Consider the following 17,973-nt stretch of genomic DNA (forward strand, 5'->3'; position numbering starts at 1 on the left):
CGCATGCATGGCCGGCACGTGACGTTCACTGCGTGCTAGTACGGCGGGGGTTTGTTCAGTTCGATGTTGAGTCGGCGTTCGGCGTTGATGCGTTGTCTGCGGGTTTGTTGGCGTGTGCGATTGCGGACCGGCATGTTGTGGTTCCGGTCGGTGGTTGGTGTCGGTGTGCGTTTTGTTGGTGGGGGTGGGGTTTGGGTGGTCCAGCCGGGGAAGAGGATCTGGCTGAAGGGTGTGGTGTGGTAGGTGTGGCCGGTGGGTGCGGTCCAGGTGTGGCTGCCGTCGGGATGTTGAAGGTCGGTCCAGCCGTCCTCGCCGGTCTCAAAAGTCTTTACTAGGTGGTGATTTCGGCATTTGGCGCCGAGGTTGCCGGGGTGGGTGGCACCGGCCGGCCATGGGGTGCTGTGGTCGAGGTCGCAATAGTCGGCTGAGACTCCGCAGCCGGGGAACATGCACCGCATGTCGCGCATCCGGACGTACGTGGCCAGTTTCGTGGAGGGCCGGTAGCCGGTCTGGTCGTCGAGGTCGCCTGGGGTGCTGAGGTATTTGACGGTGGCGCCGGTGGCGATGAGTTCGGCGAGCAGTGGGGCGGGCACGATCCCGCCGCCGAGGATGACGGCCGGGCCACCGCACACGGCGGGCACCCGGTCGGCGTCGAGATCGTGGCCGCATTCACCGTGGATCCGCGGATCCCGCGGCGCGGTGGCCGCAGGCTTGGTTTTGGTGGACTGCGCGACGGGCTGCGCGTCGGAAGGTGCGGGTGCCTGCGTGTCGGCAGCCTGTGCATCGGCAGCCGGTGTGTCGGTGTCGGTATCGGTGTCGATGTGGGCGCCGTTGCTGTCGCCGGCGTCCCCTTTGGCGTCGCCGCTGTCGTGGTCGGGGGTGGCGGTGGCCGCTTCGGGCAGTGTCTGTGCGAGGAGGTGGATCACCACGGCGCGGGAGCGGGGGTCGATGCCGGTGGCCTGGCAGTCGGGGTTGCCGCATTGGCAGGTGAGGTGGTCGGCGCCGGCGCCGATGGCGCCGAGTGCGTCGGAGCGGCGTTGGCCCATGGTGCGTGGGTCGTTGTCGCAGACTCCGCGGGCCATGGTGTTGAGCAGCTTTTTGAGCAGCTCTGCGTCGGTGGCCAGCAGGCGGCCCCAGACCGAGACGGTGCCGTTGGGGTCGTCGGCGTCACCGAAGTGGATGTCGCGTTCGCGGGCGGCGGTGCGGGTTTTGCGCACGGCGGCGGGGTCGAATTTCTCGACCCACACGTCGATGGCGTGCTCGGCTTTGGTCACCGAGAGCGCCCCGTAGGTGGTGGCGGCGCCGGCCAGGGCGGTGTCGATCAAGGCCAATGCGTCGTCGTCGACGATGAGGTGGGTGCGCCAGGTGATGGTCGAGATGACTTTCGCCGAGATCTCGCCGCGGGCGAACACGGCCGCGACTTTGGGAAGTCGTTCGCGTAACGCTTGGGCGATGCACATCTGGGCCGAGGCGGCGCCGCGGGTCAGGTTGCAGGTGGCGCTGACTGCCGCGGTTGCGCATTCCCAGCCGTCGATCACCTGCAGGGCTGAGGTGTGGTCTTCGTCGTCACAGTGGCGGGACACGATTTCGGCGATGAGGGCCAGGCGTTGAGCGGCCGCGGCGGCTTCGGTGCGGGTGCGGTGAGCGAGGGCGTCGATCAGTGCGGCGTCAGTGAAATCACTGAGCATCGACCGATCGAGCAACTCGAACACATGTTCGATACTACTTGAGTTGCCTCATGCCAGCAACGCTTTTCGGAGATTCTCGATTTGTCGCTGACCAGGCGGGCAAACCTCTGCGTCTGCTCGCGCGGGTTGGAGTCAGGCAACCACCCAGATTGCCTCTGCGGCAGGGTTTCCCAGTTCGACCGTGCTCGCTGACACGGGGGAACCCTCAGGCGCCTCGACGGACACCGAGATCATGCCGGCGAAGTCGCGCCGGGCCAGCACCCGCAAGCGTGAATCCAGACTGATGCCCACACTGTCGAAATAGCGCAGCATCTCCGGGTCGGCATCGGAGATCCGCGCGACGGTGCCGAAGTCGCCGTCCTCGCAGACTGACAACTGGCGGGCAGGCGGCGTCGGCACCTGTCCGTCGGCGGCCGGAATGGGATCGCCATGCGGATCGCGGGTTGGATGGCCCAGTTTCGCGTCGATGGCGTCGAGCATCCGGTCGGACACGGCGTGCTCGAGGATCTCGGCCTCGTCGTGCACCTCGTCCCAGCTGTAGCCGAGCTCGGACACCAGGAACGTTTCCATCAGCCGGTGCCGGCGCACCATCGCCAGCGCGGCGCCCCGGCCGGAGTCGGTCAGAGTCACCGCACCGTACTTCTCGTGGTGCACCAGGCCCTGATCGGCGAGTTTGCGGATGGATTCGGACGCGGTGGACGCCGACACGCCGATCCGCTCGGCCAGCAGTTTGGTGCTGACCTTCTCTCGCGACCATTCCTGGGCTGTCCAGATGACTTTCAAATAGTCCTGGGCAACCGTCGAGAGGTCGCGATGGTTACCGTCTGGACTCACAGTAAGGAAGTTTAGGCAATCATCACCTGATCTGGGGATCTAGAGCAGACCACGGCGCGGCTGGGTCGTAGGCTAGCTGCTGTGCAGCGCTGGCGTGGGCAGGACGAGATCCCCACGGACTGGGGCAGGTGTGTTGTCACCATTGGGGTGTTCGACGGTGTTCACCGTGGACATGCCGAGCTGATCAGCCACGCGGTGAAAGCGGGCAGGTCGCGCGGGGTACCGGTGGTGCTGATGACCTTCGACCCACATCCGATGGAAGTGGTGTTCCCAGGTAGTCATCCGGCACAGCTGACGACGCTGACCCGGCGGGCCGAGCTGGTCGAGGAACTGGGCGTCGACGTGTTCCTGGTGATGCCGTTCACCTCCGACTTCATGAAGCTCACCCCTGAGCGCTACATCCACGAACTGCTGGTGGAGAACCTGCATGTCGTCGAGGTCGTGGTGGGGGAGAACTTCACCTTCGGCAAGAAGGCGGCGGGAAACGTGACCATGCTGCGCAAGGCAGGGGAGCGGTTCGGGTTCGCGGTCGAGGGCATGTCGCTGGTTTCTGAACACCATCGCGACGAAACCGTCACGTTCTCGTCCACCTACATCCGCTCGTGCGTCGACGCCGGGGATGTGGTGGCGGCAGCCGAGGCATTGGGTCGCCCGCACCGCGTCGAGGGCGTGGTGGTGCGGGGCGACGGTCGCGGCAGGGTGCTGGGCTTTCCCACCGCCAATGTGGCGCCGCCGATGTATTCGGCGATTCCGGCCGACGGCGTGTACGCGGCGTGGTTCACCGTGCTGGGCCACGGCCCGGTGATGGGCACGGTGATTCCCGGCGAGCGCTATCAGGCCGCGGTATCGGTGGGCACGAACCCGACTTTTTCGGGTCGCACCCGCACCGTCGAGGCGTTTGTCCTCGACACCAATGCCGACCTGTACGGCCAGCACGTCGCGGTCGATTTCGTGGCCCGCATCCGCGGCCAGGAGAAGTTCGACATGGTCAAGGATCTGGTGGTGGCGATGGAAGCCGATACCGACCGCGCTCGCACGATTCTTGCTGCGCAGTAGGTCACTGCTAAACTTCTGGGCGATCCGGCGCATGCTGCAGTCCGCGGTGGCTGTGCCGAGAATGTGTTCGCGGGACTGAAAATGATGGAGTTACTTCGTGGCGCTTACAGCCGAGCAGAAAAAAGAGATCCTGGGCTCCTACGGCCTGCATGACACCGATACCGGTTCGCCGGAGGCGCAGGTCGCCCTGCTGACCAAGCGGATCTCGGACCTGACCGAGCACCTCAAGGAGCACAAGCACGACCACCACTCGCGCCGCGGTCTGCTGCTGCTGGTCGGCCGTCGTCGCCGCCTGCTCAAGTACGTCGCGCAGGTCGATGTGGCGCGCTACCGCTCGCTGATCGAGCGCCTCGGGCTGCGTCGCTGACGCGGCCTTAGTGCCGTCCCTGCCCGCGGTCCTGATTCAGGGGGCCGCCGCGTTACTCGCTGTTGGGATTTTGACGGGATGTTCCTCGGCGGCAGCCGCGGACATGCAGGCTGGCGACTGCCTCAAGATCGGCGGCACGCTGGAGCGTCCGGAAGCCACTGAGGCGGTGTGCGGTAGCAAGCAGTCCAACTTCAAAGTGGTCTCCACGGTCAGCGACAGCGACCAGTGTCCGATGGACGTGGACTCGTACTACTCGATGACGAGTCCGTTCAACGATGACTCCGAAACCGTCTGCATGGACATCGACTGGGTCGTCGGCGGCTGCATGAGCATCGATCCGGAGAACGACACCGACCCGTACCGGGTGGATTGCGCCGATTCCGATGCGCCGCACCGGCAGCGGGCGACGGAGATCCTGCAAGGCGTCTCGAACGCCGATCAATGCGCCACCGGGGTGGGCTACGCGTACGACGAACGCCAGTTCACCGTGTGTGTGGAGGACGTGGCCTAAGCAGCGCCGCGTTGGCGGTCCGACTGTTGCTGCCGTGTAGCATGAGGGCGTTCGATGGCCGAAGTTGATTCGAGTTCGCACTACGAATACTTGCTGGCCGATTGAACGTGAGGTGCGGTACCCGCGATCCCGCGGGCGCTGCTCCTGCGAGTCACATCAGGGCCCGCCTGGACGGGCGGTCTTCGGTAGTGGCTGCCGGGAATGCCGGAATGGGCATATCCGGCCGCTTCGATCGACGGCCGTAGCCGTATCCAGGCCCGTGGCATATCTGAGCGTGACGACGCGAAACAGCTGAATGAAAAATCAGAGAGGCCTTCGGACTAAATGTCTGCAGTCGAACTTGAAGACGGCGTGTTCGAAACCACCGCCGTCATCGATAACGGGAGCTTTGGCACCCGCACCATCCGTTTTGAGGCAGGACGCCTTGCCCAGCAGGCCGCCGGTTCGGTCGTCGCCTACCTCGACGACGAGACCATGCTGCTGAGCGCGACCACCGCCAGCAAGACGCCTAAAGACCATTTCGACTTCTTCCCGCTGACCATCGATGTGGAAGAGCGGATGTACGCCGCCGGACGCATCCCCGGGTCGTTCTTCCGGCGAGAGGGCCGGCCCTCCACCGATGCGATCCTGACGTGTCGTCTCATCGACCGCCCGCTGCGCCCGACGTTCGTCAGCGGACTGCGCAACGAGATCCAGGTCGTGGTCACGATCCTGAGCCTGGATCCCAAGGATCTCTACGACGTGCTGGCGATCAACGCCGCCTCGGCGTCGACACAGATCTCGGGTCTGCCGTTCTCCGGCCCCGTCGGCGGTGTCCGCGTCGCGCTGATCGAGGGTCAATGGGTCGCTTTCCCGACCGTCGAGCAGCTGGAAAAGGCCGTGTTCGACATGGTCGTCGCCGGTCGTGTGGTCGCTGACGGTGATGTCGCGATCATGATGGTCGAGGCTGAGGCCACCGACAAGGTCATCGAACTCGTCGCCGGCGGCGCCCAGGCGCCCACCGAAGCCGTCGTGGCCGAGGGCCTTGAGGCCGCCAAGCCGTTCATCGCCGAACTGTGCAAGGCACAGCAGGCGCTCGCCGAGTCCGCAGGCAAGGAGACCGCCGACTACCCGGTGTTCCCCGATTACCAGGACGACGTCTACTACGCGGTTTCCTCTGTCGCGACTGACGAGCTCGCCAAGGCGCTGACCATCGCCGGCAAGAACGAGCGCAATGACCGCACCGACGAGATCAAGGTCGAGGTGCTCGAGCGTCTCTCCGAGACCTACGCCGGCCGCGAGAAGGAAATCGGCGCCGCGTTCCGGTCGCTGACCAAGAAGCTGGTGCGTCAGCGCATCCTGACCGACCACTTCCGTATCGACGGCCGTGGTGTCACCGATATTCGCGCGTTGAGCGCGGAGGTCGCCATCATCCCGCGGGCGCACGGCAGCGCCCTGTTCGAGCGCGGCGAGACCCAGATCATGGGTGTCACCACGCTGGACATGGTCAAGATGGCTCAGCAGATCGACTCGCTCGGGCCGGAAACCTCCAAGCGCTACATGCACCACTACAACTTCCCGCCGTTCTCGACCGGTGAGACCGGCCGCGTCGGCTCGCCCAAGCGTCGCGAAATCGGCCACGGCGCACTGGCCGAGCGGGCCCTCATGCCCGTGCTGCCGAGCGTCGAGGAGTTCCCGTACGCGATCCGCCAGGTGTCGGAAGCGTTGGGCTCCAACGGTTCAACCTCCATGGGTTCGGTGTGCGCCTCGACCCTGTCGCTGCTCAACGCCGGTGTGCCGCTGAAGGCGCCGGTTGCCGGTATCGCCATGGGCCTGGTCTCCGACGACGTAGAAGTTGACGGCAAGACCGAGCGTCGCTTCGTCACCCTGACCGACATCCTCGGTGCCGAGGACGCATTCGGTGACATGGACTTCAAGTGCGCAGGCACCAAGGACTTCGTCACCGCGCTGCAGCTCGACACCAAGCTCGACGGCATCCCGTCCAAGGTGCTTGCGGGTGCGCTGGCCCAGGCCAAGGACGCCCGGGTCACCATCCTGGAGGTGATGGCCGAGGCCATCGACGCTCCGGACGAGATGAGCCCGTACGCACCGCGGATCACCACCATCAAGGTGCCGGTCGACAAGATCGGCGAGGTGATCGGGCCCAAGGGCAAGATGATCAACTCGATCACCGAGGAGACCGGCGCGTCGATCTCCATCGAGGACGACGGCACCGTGTTCGTCGGCGCCAGCAACGGCGAAGCCGCCCAGGCCGCGATCGACAAGATCAATGCGATTGCTAATCCGCAGCTGCCCAAGATCGGTGAGCGGTTCCTCGGAACCGTGGTCAAGACAACCGATTTCGGTGCGTTTGTGTCGCTGCTGCCGGGCCGTGACGGTCTGGTGCACATCTCGAAGTTGGGTCGCGGCAAGCGCATCAACAAGGTCGAGGACGTGGTGAAGGTCGGCGACAAGCTCCGCGTGGAGATCGCCGACATCGACAACCGCGGCAAGATCTCGCTCGTGCTCGTCGCAGAAGAGCAAGCGGAGCAGGCAGAGCAGGCCGACAACACCACCGAGGCCGCTGGGGACACTGCTGCGCCTGCCGATGTTGCGTCCGCCGAAGCCTGATACGCCGGCCTACACGTCGGCTCGAACCGAGGCATCCACACTGGAGACATCGCACATCCGCCGGACCACTTTGCCCGGCGGTCTGCGGGTGGTCACCGAGTTCATCCCGTCGGTGCATTCTGCATCGGTCGGGGTGTGGGTCGGTGTCGGCTCCCGCGACGAGGGCCGAAGCGTCGCGGGCGCCGCCCACTTTCTGGAACACCTGCTGTTCAAGGCCACTCCTAACCGCACCGCAGTGGAGATCGCTCAATCGGTCGACGCTGTGGGCGGTGAACTGAACGCGTTCACCGCCAGGGAGCACACCTGCTACTACGCGCACGTCCTGGACACTGATCTGGAACTGGCCGTCGATCTGGTCGCGGACGTGGTGCTGCGTGGCCGGTGCGCGGCCGATGACGTCGAGGTGGAGCGCGACGTGGTCCTCGAAGAGATCGCCATGCGTGACGACGATCCCGAGGACACCCTGGGCGACGTGTTCTTGACGGCCATGTTCGGCGATCACCCGGTCGGGCGGCCGGTGATCGGCAGCATCGAGTCGATCTCGGAGATGACACGCGCGCAACTGCATTCGTTCCACATGCGGCGCTACACCCCCGACCGCATGGTGCTGGCCGTGGCGGGCAACGTCGATCATGACGACGTGGTGGCGCTGGCGCGGCACCACTTCGGCAATCGGCTGGTGTCCGGACGCGCCGCGATGGCGCCCCGCAAAGGGTCGGGCCGGGTGCCCGGCCGACCGTCGTTGGTTGCGATCGATCGGGACGGTGAGCAGACCCATGTGTCGCTGGGCGTGCGTACTCCTGGACGGCACTGGGAGCATCGCTGGGCGCTGTCGGTGCTCAACAGCGCGTTGGGTGGCGGCCTGAGTTCGCGACTGTTCCAACAGATTCGGGAGGCCAGGGGATTGGCCTACTCGGTGTACTCGACGGTGGACACCTTCTCCGACAGTGGCGCGCTGTCCATTTACGCGGGCTGCCAGCCTGAGCGGTTTGACGAGGTGGTTCGGGTAACCATCGATGTGCTGGAAGACGTTGCGCGGGAAGGCATCACCGAGAACGAGTGCCGGATCGCGAAGGGTTCGCTGCGGGGTGGGCTGGTGCTCGGCCTGGAGGATTCCGCGTCGCGCATGCACCGGATCGGCCGCAGCGAATTGAATTACGGCGAGCACAAGACCATCGAGCACACGTTGGCTCAGATCGACGCCGTCACGCTCGACGAGGTCAACGCCGTTGCACGCCAGCTTCTGACCCGCGACTACGGTGCGGCTGTTCTCGGCCCCCAGCAAGCGAAAAGTTCACTACCGCAGCGCCTTCGGGCTCTGGTCGGCTGACACGCGTACGCAGGTACCGGGAGAGGGACTGTACGCTCGGTCCAATGACCGAATTCTCGCGGCGCAACGTACTGTTCGGATCCCTGGTGGCAGCGGCGGTGGCCGGGTTGAGTAGCGCGCCGGCGCACGCGGCGCCGGTCGACGATCAGATCAGCGAGCTGGAACAGCGGCACAATGCGCTGATCGGTATCTACGCAGCGAATCTCAATTCGCCTCGAACGGTCACCCACCGTCCCGACGAGATGTTTGCCATGTGCTCGACGTTCAAGGGCTATGCCGCGGGCCGGGTGCTGCAGATGGTGGGGCGCGGCGAGCTTTCGCTGGATCAGCGGGTGTTCGTCGACGCTGCCGCCATCGTGGCGAATTCGCCGGTGACCGAAGCACGGGCCGGCGGTGAGATGACGATCGGCGAGTTGTGCCAGGCGGCGTTGCAGCGCAGCGACAATACGGCGGCCAACCTGCTGTTGAAGACCATTGGCGGCCCTCCCGGCATCACCGCGTTCGCCCGCAGCGTCGGCGACGAGCGCACCCGGCTCGACCGTTGGGAGATCGAGTTGAACTCGGCCATCCCCGGCGATCCCCGGGATACCAGCACGCCGGCGGCATTGGCAATCGGATACCGGGCGCTCCTGGAAGGCGACGCCCTCCTGCCGCCCCAGCGCAATCAACTTCAGGAGTGGATGCGCGCCAATCAGACGTCGAGCATGCGGGCCGGGCTGCCTGCCGGCTGGACCACCGCTGACAAGACTGGCAGCGGGGATTACGGCAGTACCAACGATGTCGGTATGGCCTACGGTCCGGGCGGTGAAAGACTGTTGTTGGCGATAATGACGCGGTCACAGACCGACGACCCGAAAGCCGCCAATCTGCGACCGCTCATCGGCGAGCTGACGGCACTGGTGCTGCCGTCGCTACTCTGACCTACTCGACCGGGTCGATATCGGCGGCGGCGTTCTCGACCGTTGCATTCTCAGCACCGTGGTTCTCGGCGTTCTGGATTGCGATCTGCCGTGCGCCGGACGGGTTTTGCGTCAGCGGAACCCGCACCGTCAGGATGCCGCGTTCGTAGCTGGCGGTGATCTCTTCTTCGTTGGCCTCGGCCGGCAGTGTCACGGTGCGCACGAACGAACCGTAGGAGAATTCGGAGCGCGAGCTGACGTCGGTGCGTTCGGCCCGCTCGGCCTTGACGGTGAGCTGCCCCTCGATCACGGTGATGTGGACGTCGTTGGCCGGGTCGATACCGGGAATCTCGGCGCGCAGCTCGTAATGATCGTCGGTGGCCTCGTCCTCGATACGCATGAGGTTGCGCTCGAAGATGGGCCGCAGGCTGGCGAAGGGCGTGATCCCGGCGAAGAACTCGGAGAGTTCCGGCAGGAACGGACGGGGCTGGTGCGCGACGGGCAGGTTAACCACGGGTGACTCCTAGGATCCGGGTAAATGACTTGTGACGCTTGCTCTTTCGATCCAAGCATCGCTTTTGATCCGTCGGCCGAATGCGCGGTGAACAGCTCGAGTACGTGCGGCTGCTAGGCCAGCCGCATGGAGGTGTCGCGGCGCAGCACGAAGAAGTAGGGCTTGGCCGATCCGCGCAGGTCCATCGCCCCGATCACGGCGTCGTCGGTCAAGCGGCGGAACACGTCGTTGATGGGCAGCTGGTCGTAGATCATCGTGGCCGTGTCGACGCCGCGGTATCGGGTGGTGCGCAGCCTCGCTTTGGCGCCCCGGGCTTGCAGTACCGGCCGCATGGTGGAGATCGGGCCGGCCATCGGACGGTTCTTCAGCAGCGGCACCTTCGTCACGATCCCGAGACCGCCGAACGCCAGCGCGGGATTGAGCGCCCACAGGGACGCGTCGTCGGCCGCTGGGAACAGCAGTGGGTGCACGGTCTCGGCGTCGATGAACTGCTTTCCCCACCACCCGCTGGCCACCAGCACCCCGTCGAGCGGGTGGCAGGTGGGAAGTTCGGCACCGTGCCAAGTGCCGATCATGAAGTCCGGTTCGACGGCCTCGGCGGCGTCGAACACCTCAAGGGCCTCGGCGGTGGTGGTCGGCACGGTCACAAACAGCTCCTGCAACATGGCAGCCACCATACTTGACACCTGTCAACAATGGCCAACGTCTGTGATGGTGGGGGGCTGATTACGCCAAGAAGGGTGCTGGGTCGGTGAACGGCATGCCCAAGTCGCTGGCGACCTGCTCGGACAGCAACCCGCCCTCGTGTGTCGACAGGCCCTTGGCCAGTGCGGCGTCGGCGCGGCATGCGGCCTGCCAACCCTGATCGGCAAGCTTGAGCACGTACGGCATGGTGGCGTTGGTCAGCGCGAAGGTCGACGTGCGCGGCACGGCCCCGGGCATATTGGCAACGCAGTAGAAGACCGTGTCGTGGACCTTGAAGGTCGGATCGTCATGCGTCGTCGGCCGGGAATCCTCGAAGCAGCCGCCCTGGTCGATGGCGATATCCACTAGTACAGCGCCCGACTTCATGTGGGCCACAGTCGAATTGGTCACCAGCTTCGGGGCCTTGGCACCCGGAACCAGGACTGCACCGATCACCAGATCGGCACGCTTGACGGCTTCCTCGAGCTCCAGGCTCGATGAGTAACGAGTCTCGATGCGCCCACCGAACTCACCGTCGACGCGACGCAGCGTGTTGAGATTGAGGTCGAACACCGTGACGTGGGCGCCCATTCCGGCAGCCACCCGCGCAGCGTTGTAACCCGCAGTGCCGCCACCGATCACGACCACCTCGGCCGGAGCGACACCGGGCACGCCGCCCATGAGCACACCGCGGCCACCGTGGCTGCGCATCAGGTGGTAGGAGCCGACCTGCGCAGAGAGTCGGCCGGCGACCTCACTCATCGGGGCCAAAAGAGGAAGCGCGGCTGATCCGTCTGGGTTGGCGGTCTGCACGGTCTCGTAAGCGATCGAGGTGGTGCCGGAAGCCAGCAGCGCGTCGGTGCACGGCTTCGAGGCCGCGAGATGCAGGTAGGTGAACAGAGTCTGGCCCTGGCGCATGCGCGAGTATTCGGCTTCGATCGGCTCTTTGACTTTGAGCAGAAGCTCGGCGTCGGCCCAAACCTGGTCGGCGGTGGTGACGATCTCGGCACCCGCGGCCTTGTAGTCGTTGTCGGAAATGGCTGAGCCGTCGCCGGCACCTGCCTGGATGATCACGTCGTGGCCACGACGGGTCAGCTCGGCAACGCCCGCAGGGGTGATGGCCACGCGGTACTCGTTGTTCTTGATCTCGGTCGGGATTCCGACGAGCATGATCGCTCCTTCAGAGTGGATGTGCTAGAACAATTGTGAAGAACCTTCGAACTCTGAGCAATATCGATGATGAAGATTCGCTAGATTGGCGGAATGGCAGAAGAAACGTCAATACCGCTAGCGCGTGCGAGCCGTCCGCCGAAGGATGTTCGGCAACCTGACCTAGATGATGTGGACCGGCGCATCCTGTTGGCGCTGCATGCCGACGCCCGCATCTCCAACAGCGCGCTTGCCGATTCGGTGGGCATCGCCGCGTCGACGTGTCACGGGCGGGTTCGGCGACTCCAGGAGATCGGGGTGATCCGTGGCTTCTACACCGATATCGACCCGGCCGCCGTGGGTCTTGGTCTGCAGGCGATGATCTCGGTCAGCCTGCAGTCGAACGCACGCGGCAAGATCCGCAGCTTCATCGCGCACATCCGGACGCGGCCACAGGTGATGGACGTCTACTTTCTGGCGGGCGGTGACGATTTCATCCTGCACGTCGCCACCCGTGACACCGAGGATCTGCGGGCATTCGTGGTGGAGAACCTCAACGCCGACGCCGATGTCGCCGGTACGCAGACGTCGCTGATCTTCGAGCATCTGCGCGGGGCGTCACCCCTGTAGTCACCCGAGCTACTGGGCGCGCAGGATCAGCCCGTTGCCGTCGGCACCGGTCAGGCGTAACTCGTCACCTTCGATCGCAGACTGCACCTTGCCGTCGAGGACGCGCAGCACGGTCTGTTCGACCTCGCCGAGGCCATCCGGGCAGGCTCTGCGTGTGGTGGCCAGCGGGCCGAAGTCGATGACGGCCGGCGTGCCGGACACCACTGCGCGACCGGTGATCTGGTTGCATCCGGTCGAGCCGGTGACGGTGCCGTCGGCGGCGATCTTCAGCGTGGGTTTGCCTTGCTCCAACGCCTGCGATGTCGTGACCGCCTGCGCGGAGACCAGGCTGGTCACTTGCCAGGTGGTGTCGGTGAGCGGACGGTCGGGGTGAACCACCTTCTTGTCCTTCAGCGTGACGGTCGCAGTGTCGGTCTTCAGGGTGAGGGTGTCACCGTCGAGAGACCACGAGGGCTGTGCGTCGAAGAACCGTGACACCCACAGGTCGGAGTCGCCGACCGGCGGTGGGCACGCCATCATCGTGCTGGCCAGTTGGGTGACGACGCGGCCCTCGGCGAGGTCGACAGTGCCGGATCCGTGGTTGCACCCCGCAAACGTGCTGATCTGACCGCCGTCGAATCCGACTGTCAGCGGCCCGCCGCCCGGGATCTGATCGCCCTCGACCTGTACCGAGACGAAGTTACGGCCGTTCGGGCTGTCGTCGGCGCCGGCGTTGTCCGAACACGCGGCGAGAGCGAGGACGGCGAGCGCGATCGGCAGCAGACGCATGCCCCTACGGTAGAGGTCCGGACGCTGCGCACGGCGGGTTATCCGTGGGGTTGATCCGCCCAAAACGATTCGGCATCAGCCAGCGAGGTGTGATTGCCGAGCTCGGGTGAGTGCCGCTTCGGTGCCGAGTTCGCTGCGCAATTCTGGGTTGTCGACGTAGGCCCGCACGTAGTCGTACAGGATGTGGGGATCGGCATCGAATCTTCGGCACTCGAATTGGATCATCGGTACTTTCGGGAGGCGATCGATGCGCCAGAAGCGAGTCGTGTACCGGCGCACCCAATTGGCATTGGCCTGCCCGCCCACCAGGATGACGGGTAAGCCTGTGTAGCCGACAAATGCCAGCATTACACCCGCGATCGCCGGCCAGTCCAGTCGCGACTCGAAGCTCCATCCGCGGTGCACAATTCCCTGACTCGACAGGGTGATACCACCACGGCGGATGCGTCCGAAGATCACTGCAGCTCCGAACGACGCGAACACGACTCCCAGCGCGCCCAACAGCACTGCGCCACCGGGAAACCCCTCGTCCTGGTGGATGAATATCTCGATGGCTGCCATCCCGCAAAAGATTGCGCCACATCCCATCACCGCGACCAGGATGGTGAAATGCCAGGCCGAATAACGAATCTCCGTCCCCGGAATGCCATCCCGCTCCACCGTCCGGACCGCCGCTGAAAGGTCCACACGCCGGTATCGAACGACGACGCTGTATGCAATCACGAGAACCATAAACAGCGCGAACAGCAGGCAGTACCTGAGCGCTGTAAAGTTGCCGGCTCGTGCGACAACGATTCCGAACAGGACTGAGACCACGGCGATCGTGGTCAGCGTCGCGAGTGCGAAGTAGAAGCGGACACCGTCGCTTCCCCCCTTCAATCCTTGGCGCACGTCTGCCGGCTCAGAAGATCGCATCCCATGCGTCCTTTGCTAGTCCTCCGATGGCATTCCCTGTGTCGCCAACTGCGGCGATGCCATCACCGATGGCGTCGCCGAGGCTGCCGACGCCCACATCCTTTCCGATTTGAGGCCCAAGTGACCAAAGTGGCTGAAGATTGTTCGTGGCCGGGCTCCGACGACCGAGAGATCGCGCGCAGTAGGCTCCAGCCATGCGAGTTGGTGTTCTCGGAGCAAAGGGCAAAGTCGGCGCGACCATGGTGCAGGCGGTCGAAACCGCTGAGGATTTGACGCTGTCAGCCGGGGTCGATGCCGGCGATCCGCTCAGCCTGCTCACGGAGTCCCAGACCGAGGTGGTCATCGACTTCACCCATCCGGATGTGGTGATGGACAACCTGAAGTTCTTGATCGACAACGGCATTCATGCGGTTGTCGGAACCACCGGGTTCACTTGGGAACGGATCGAGCAGGTTGAGGCCTGGCTCAAGGGCAAGCCTGACGCCGCGGTGCTCATCGCGCCGAACTTCGCGATCGGTGCTGTGCTGTCAATGCATTTCGCCAAGCAGGCTGCACGGTATTTCGAGTCCGTCGAAATCATCGAACTGCACCATCCGTACAAGGCGGACGCCCCGTCGGGTACTGCGGCGCGCACTGCGAAACTTGTCGCCGAAGCACGAAAAGGGTTGCCGCCCAACCCGGATGCCACCAGCACCGGACTGGACGGTGCCCGCGGTGCCGACGTCGACGGTATTCCGGTGCATTCGGTACGGCTGGCCGGCTTGGTGGCCCATCAGGAAGTGCTCTTCGGCACTCAGGGGGAGACCCTCACCATTCGCCACGACAGCCTGGATCGGTCGTCATTCGTGCCCGGAGTGCTACTGGCCGTGCGGAAGGTGAGCCAACGGCCTGGGCTCACCATCGGCATTGAGCCACTGCTCGACCTGTCGTGAGCGACGGCGCGCGGTCGCTGCGCATTCAGCTGCTGATCGGCTTCATGTGTCTGGCGCTGATCGGGTACTTCCTCATGCTGGGCCGCGCCGCACTCGTGTTCATCACGTCCGGGGAGCCGGCGGCGGTCGGGCTCGGAATAGCGTTGCTGGCCTTTCCGATCATCGGTGGCTGGGTGCTGGTCGCGACCCTGCGCGCCGGCCTGGCGCATCAGCGCCTGGCCCGCCTGGCACGGGAGCAGAACATGGAACTCGACGTCAGCGCGTTGCCGCACAGACCGTCCGGCCGTATCGAACGCGACGCTGCTGACGCGTTGTTCACGACCGTCAAAGCCGAATTGGAAGAAGATCCCGACAACTGGCTGCGTTGGTACCGGCTGGCCCGGGCCTACGACTATGCCGGTGACCGCAGCCGCGCCCGCGAAACGATGCGCACCGCCGTACGCCTGCAGGAGCAAGACCCGCAATGAGCACCCTTCTGATCGTCCATCACACGCCGTCGCCGCACTGCCAGGAGATGTTCGAGGCGGTCGTGTCCGGGGCCACCGCCCCCGAGATCGAGGGCGTGGAGGTGGTGCGTAGACCGGCGCTGACTGTCTCGCCGGTCGAGATGTTGGAGGCCGACGGCTACCTACTGGGCACCCCGGCCAACCTCGGCTACATCTCCGGCGCCCTCAAGCATGCGTTCGACCAGAGCTACTACCAGCTGCTCGATTCGACCCGTGGGCGCCCGTTCGGGCTGTGGCTGCACGGCAACGAGGGCACCGAGGGAGCCGCGCGGGCGGTGGACGGGATCACCGCCGGGCTGGGCTGGGTGAAGGCTGCCGAGTACGTCGTGGTGACGGGTAAGCCGGGCAAGGATGACCTGGAAGCATGCTGGGAACTCGGTGCGACGATCGCTGCTCAATTGATGGGATGACGGGCTCAGCCCGCGCCATTTCGTCGGCACCGTGTTGCTGCCCGGCGCTTGACCAAGGCGCCGGGCGTCCGTATGGATTGTGGGTGCACGTTGATGAGTGAAGGAGAGTTATGCCGGGGATTGCCGAACTCGCACTAGGTGCCGCACCGCTTGCCGGCGGTGCCATGCTCGGCGCGATCGCGGGCAACATCAAGGGGCCGGATGTACGAGGCCTCATCAATAAGGATCTCGACCTGCTGGCCCGGATACCGGAAGAGGACGCCGAGCGGCGGACCCGGCTCAAGGCCAGCATCGATGAGCGCATCGACGAGTTGATCACCGCCGGCGAACGAAGCCGCGAGATTCGCGAGGCGGCGTTGTCCTACCGGGGCAATTGGCGCGACATCGTGGTGTTCATCTGCGCGCTGCTGTTCACCTTCATCTGGTGGAACGTCAGCCATAGCCGGTCCAACTGGCTGATCATGTTCATCGCGATGATCATCGTGTCGGTGGCGGCGGGCATCTACGCCGGCAGGGGCGTGCTCCGCGCGGTCAGGAGGTTCATGCACCGCGACGACAATCAGTAGCTTTTCGAAGCAGGTCAGCCGAGCCTGGCCCCGAAGAAGCTCTCCATCGCGTCCCAATGCTGTTGCGCGGCCGCCGGATCGTACGGCGCATTGTCCGGCACCGCGAATCCGTGTGCGGCGTCGTACATTTCGATGGTGTGCTCGACGCCCGCGGCGGTCAGAGCCTCCTCCAGCGTCTTGGCATGCTCAGGCGTGAACGAGGCGTCGTTCTGCGCCCCACCGACATAGATCGCAGCCTGCATCTTGTCGGCCAGCAGATGCGGACTGCCCGGATCATCGGAGGCCAGCCCGCCGCCGTGAAAGGACATCGCCGCCGCAACACGTTCCGGCACCCGGCCGGCGACAATCAACGACGTCCGGCCGCCCATGCAGTACCCCGTGGTGCCGAACTTGCTCTCGACCACGTCGGGGCGGGCCTCCAGGTAGTCGAACAACGCCGTCGCGTCGGCCGCCATGATGTCCGGAGTGACCTTGGCGATCATCGAGAACAACCGCTGCCGCTCGGCCTCGTCGCTGAACACCGTCGCCATCTCGAACGGCGCCCAGCCGGCATCCCGGTAGTACATGTCGGGCACAAGAACGGCGTAGCCCTCGTCGGCAAGTTGGGCCGCCATCTGGTCGAATGTGTCGCGGGCGCCCCCGGCGTCGGGGTACATGACGACCCCGGGCCACGGCCCGCTGCCATCCGGCGTCGCGAAGGTGACGGGGCAGGTGCCGTCGGGCGTGCTGATGGTGTCCTTGATGATCGGCATGGCTTCTGTTCTACTCCTCGCCTCCGCACGTAAGCTGGGCGAGTGCCCATCCAGACGCCTTACGAGGATCTGCTGCGCCTGGTGACCGAGCAGGGGACGCCGAAATCCGATCGCACCGGCACCGGCACTCGCAGCTTGTTCGGGCATCAGATGCGCTATGACCTCGGTGCGGGTTTCCCGCTGATCACCACCAAGAAGGTGCACACCAAGTCGGTGATCTACGAGCTGTTGTGGTTCCTGCGCGGCGATTCCAATGTGCGCTGGCTGCATGAACACGGGGTCACGATCTGGGATGAATGGGCCAGTGACACAGGAGATCTCGGTCCGATATATGGCGTCCAGTGGCGGTCGTGGCCGACGCCGTCGGGCGAGCACATCGACCAGATCAGCAATGCGCTGGAAATGCTCAAGCGTGACCCGGACTCCCGCCGCAACATCGTGTCGGCCTGGAACGTCGGCGAAATTCCGCAGATGGCCTTGCCGCCGTGCCATGCGTTCTTCCAGTTCTACGTGGCCGACGGCAAACTGTCCTGCCAGCTGTATCAGCGCAGCGCCGACTTGTTTCTCGGGGTGCCGTTCAACATCGCCAGCTACGCGTTGCTCACGCACATGATGGCCGCACAGGCCGGCCTCGGTGTCGGCGAGTTCGTCTGGACAGGCGGGGATTGCCACATCTACGACAACCACGTCGACCAGGTGGCGCTGCAACTCAGTCGCGATCCCAGGCCGTACCCGGAACTTGTTCTGGCGCCCCGTGATTCGATTTTCGACTACACCTATGAGGACATCGCGATCTTGAACTACAACCCCCACCCGGCCATCAAAGCCCCTGTCGCGGTATGAGGTCTGCTT

The 17,973-nt window shown here is 65.0% G+C and carries 20 protein-coding genes; 12 read left to right on the plus strand and 8 right to left on the minus strand.

Going from position 1 to position 17,973, the window contains the following annotated elements:
- Positions 1-35: 35 nt before the first annotated feature.
- Both ABQF30_RS07700 and mntR read right to left on the minus strand, forming a co-directional pair.
- The gene (locus tag ABQF30_RS07700) at positions 36-1,712 is read right to left on the minus strand and encodes an HNH endonuclease signature motif containing protein (RefSeq protein WP_448462192.1); all 1,677 of its coding nucleotides are present in this window, start codon (positions 1,710-1,712) and stop codon (positions 36-38) included.
- 108 nt (positions 1,713-1,820) lie between these two features.
- Positions 1,821-2,522, minus strand: a complete 702-nt coding sequence (mntR, locus tag ABQF30_RS07705) for a manganese-binding transcriptional regulator MntR (protein ID WP_448462193.1) — start codon at positions 2,520-2,522, stop codon at positions 1,821-1,823.
- A gap of 81 nt (positions 2,523-2,603) precedes the next feature.
- Here mntR and ABQF30_RS07710 point away from each other — a divergent pair, with 81 nt between their 5' ends.
- The 6 genes from ABQF30_RS07710 (at position 2,604) to bla (ending at position 9,316) form a co-directional block, all read left to right on the plus strand.
- A complete protein-coding gene (locus ABQF30_RS07710) occupies positions 2,604-3,578 on the plus strand; it encodes a bifunctional riboflavin kinase/FAD synthetase (RefSeq protein ID WP_448462194.1) in 975 nt (324 codons plus the stop codon).
- 97 nt (positions 3,579-3,675) lie between these two features.
- The gene (gene rpsO / locus ABQF30_RS07715) at positions 3,676-3,945 is read left to right on the plus strand and encodes a 30S ribosomal protein S15 (RefSeq protein WP_448462195.1); all 270 of its coding nucleotides are present in this window, start codon (positions 3,676-3,678) and stop codon (positions 3,943-3,945) included.
- A gap of 19 nt (positions 3,946-3,964) precedes the next feature.
- Positions 3,965-4,456, plus strand: a complete 492-nt coding sequence (gene lppU / locus ABQF30_RS07720; RefSeq protein ID WP_448463522.1) for an LppU family putative lipoprotein — start codon at positions 3,965-3,967, stop codon at positions 4,454-4,456.
- Positions 4,457-4,780: 324 nt separating this feature from the next.
- The gene (locus tag ABQF30_RS07725; protein ID WP_448462196.1) at positions 4,781-7,066 is read left to right on the plus strand and encodes a polyribonucleotide nucleotidyltransferase; all 2,286 of its coding nucleotides are present in this window, start codon (positions 4,781-4,783) and stop codon (positions 7,064-7,066) included.
- Positions 7,044-8,396, plus strand: a complete 1,353-nt coding sequence (locus ABQF30_RS07730; protein ID WP_448462197.1) for a M16 family metallopeptidase — start codon at positions 7,044-7,046, stop codon at positions 8,394-8,396. Before ABQF30_RS07725 ends, ABQF30_RS07730 begins: the two co-directional genes overlap by 23 nt.
- 44 nt (positions 8,397-8,440) lie before the next feature.
- A complete protein-coding gene (gene bla / locus ABQF30_RS07735; RefSeq protein WP_448462198.1) occupies positions 8,441-9,316 on the plus strand; it encodes a class A beta-lactamase in 876 nt (291 codons plus the stop codon).
- 1 nt (position 9,317) lies between these two features.
- On the opposite strand, the gene ABQF30_RS07740 is transcribed toward bla, so the two are convergent.
- The 3 genes from ABQF30_RS07740 to ald form a co-directional block, all read right to left on the minus strand.
- Positions 9,318-9,809 carry an Hsp20/alpha crystallin family protein gene (locus ABQF30_RS07740; RefSeq protein ID WP_448462199.1) on the minus strand — a complete coding sequence of 164 codons (492 nt, stop codon included), beginning with the start codon at positions 9,807-9,809 and terminating at the stop codon, positions 9,318-9,320.
- A gap of 113 nt (positions 9,810-9,922) precedes the next feature.
- Entirely contained in the window at positions 9,923-10,474 is a 552-nt protein-coding gene (locus ABQF30_RS07745) for a DUF4334 domain-containing protein (RefSeq protein ID WP_448462200.1), read from the minus strand.
- Between the two features lie 61 nt (positions 10,475-10,535).
- Positions 10,536-11,663 (minus strand): alanine dehydrogenase, encoded by a 1,128-nt coding sequence (gene ald / locus ABQF30_RS07750; RefSeq protein ID WP_448462201.1) that lies wholly within the window; start codon positions 11,661-11,663, stop codon positions 10,536-10,538.
- 93 nt (positions 11,664-11,756) lie between these two features.
- Here ald and ABQF30_RS07755 point away from each other — a divergent pair, with 93 nt between their 5' ends.
- A complete protein-coding gene (locus ABQF30_RS07755) occupies positions 11,757-12,272 on the plus strand; it encodes an HTH-type transcriptional regulator AldR (protein WP_448462202.1) in 516 nt (171 codons plus the stop codon).
- Between the two features lie 9 nt (positions 12,273-12,281).
- Here the strand turns inward: ABQF30_RS07755 and ABQF30_RS07760 are convergent, their stop codons facing one another.
- Together ABQF30_RS07760 and ABQF30_RS07765 are read right to left on the minus strand one after the other, a co-directional pair.
- Entirely contained in the window at positions 12,282-13,040 is a 759-nt protein-coding gene (locus ABQF30_RS07760) for an META domain-containing protein (RefSeq protein ID WP_448462203.1), read from the minus strand.
- 75 nt (positions 13,041-13,115) lie between these two features.
- A complete protein-coding gene (locus tag ABQF30_RS07765) occupies positions 13,116-13,955 on the minus strand; it encodes a hypothetical protein (RefSeq protein ID WP_448462204.1) in 840 nt (279 codons plus the stop codon).
- Between the two features lie 194 nt (positions 13,956-14,149).
- On the opposite strand from ABQF30_RS07765, the gene dapB reads away from it, so the two are divergent.
- From dapB to ABQF30_RS07785, 4 genes are all read left to right on the plus strand, one after another.
- On the plus strand, positions 14,150-14,887 hold the full coding sequence (gene dapB / locus ABQF30_RS07770; protein ID WP_448462205.1) for a 4-hydroxy-tetrahydrodipicolinate reductase: 738 nt from the start codon (positions 14,150-14,152) through the stop codon (positions 14,885-14,887).
- A complete protein-coding gene (locus ABQF30_RS07775; RefSeq protein ID WP_448462206.1) occupies positions 14,884-15,354 on the plus strand; it encodes a tetratricopeptide repeat protein in 471 nt (156 codons plus the stop codon). Before dapB ends, ABQF30_RS07775 begins: the two co-directional genes overlap by 4 nt.
- Positions 15,351-15,803 carry a flavodoxin family protein gene (locus tag ABQF30_RS07780; RefSeq protein ID WP_448462207.1) on the plus strand — a complete coding sequence of 151 codons (453 nt, stop codon included), beginning with the start codon at positions 15,351-15,353 and terminating at the stop codon, positions 15,801-15,803. The genes ABQF30_RS07775 and ABQF30_RS07780 overlap by 4 nt, the downstream gene beginning before the upstream one ends.
- Positions 15,804-15,913: 110 nt before the next feature.
- Complete coding sequence (locus ABQF30_RS07785; RefSeq protein ID WP_448462208.1) at positions 15,914-16,369, plus strand: hypothetical protein; 456 nt, start codon at positions 15,914-15,916, stop codon at positions 16,367-16,369.
- 14 nt (positions 16,370-16,383) lie between these two features.
- Here ABQF30_RS07785 and ABQF30_RS07790 read toward each other — a convergent pair whose 3' ends face one another.
- A complete protein-coding gene (locus tag ABQF30_RS07790; protein ID WP_448462209.1) occupies positions 16,384-17,121 on the minus strand; it encodes a dienelactone hydrolase family protein in 738 nt (245 codons plus the stop codon).
- Positions 17,122-17,163: 42 nt separating this feature from the next.
- Between ABQF30_RS07790 and ABQF30_RS07795 the strand changes: the two genes are divergently transcribed.
- Complete coding sequence (locus ABQF30_RS07795) at positions 17,164-17,964, plus strand: thymidylate synthase (protein WP_448462210.1); 801 nt, start codon at positions 17,164-17,166, stop codon at positions 17,962-17,964.
- Positions 17,965-17,973 lie beyond the last annotated feature (9 nt).

Source organism: Mycolicibacterium sp. XJ870 (assembly GCF_053483975.1).

Excerpts from the sequence above, each read along its gene's own strand:
- ABQF30_RS07725 (WP_448462196.1), top strand. The coding sequence starts at position 4,781 with ATGTCTGCAGTCGAACTTGAAGACGGCGTGTTCGAAACCACCGCCGTC.
- ABQF30_RS07730 (WP_448462197.1), top strand. The coding sequence starts at position 7,044 with ATGTTGCGTCCGCCGAAGCCTGATACGCCGGCCTACACGTCGGCTCGA.
- bla (WP_448462198.1), top strand. The coding sequence starts at position 8,441 with ATGACCGAATTCTCGCGGCGCAACGTACTGTTCGGATCCCTGGTGGCA.
- ABQF30_RS07745 (WP_448462200.1), bottom strand. The coding sequence starts at position 10,474 with ATGTTGCAGGAGCTGTTTGTGACCGTGCCGACCACCACCGCCGAGGCC.
- ald (WP_448462201.1), bottom strand. The coding sequence starts at position 11,663 with ATGCTCGTCGGAATCCCGACCGAGATCAAGAACAACGAGTACCGCGTG.
- ABQF30_RS07755 (WP_448462202.1), top strand. The coding sequence starts at position 11,757 with ATGGCAGAAGAAACGTCAATACCGCTAGCGCGTGCGAGCCGTCCGCCG.
- ABQF30_RS07760 (WP_448462203.1), bottom strand. The coding sequence starts at position 13,040 with ATGCGTCTGCTGCCGATCGCGCTCGCCGTCCTCGCTCTCGCCGCGTGT.
- ABQF30_RS07765 (WP_448462204.1), bottom strand. The coding sequence starts at position 13,955 with ATGCGATCTTCTGAGCCGGCAGACGTGCGCCAAGGATTGAAGGGGGGA.
- dapB (WP_448462205.1), top strand. The coding sequence starts at position 14,150 with ATGCGAGTTGGTGTTCTCGGAGCAAAGGGCAAAGTCGGCGCGACCATG.
- ABQF30_RS07780 (WP_448462207.1), top strand. The coding sequence starts at position 15,351 with ATGAGCACCCTTCTGATCGTCCATCACACGCCGTCGCCGCACTGCCAG.
- ABQF30_RS07785 (WP_448462208.1), top strand. The coding sequence starts at position 15,914 with ATGCCGGGGATTGCCGAACTCGCACTAGGTGCCGCACCGCTTGCCGGC.
- ABQF30_RS07790 (WP_448462209.1), bottom strand. The coding sequence starts at position 17,121 with ATGCCGATCATCAAGGACACCATCAGCACGCCCGACGGCACCTGCCCC.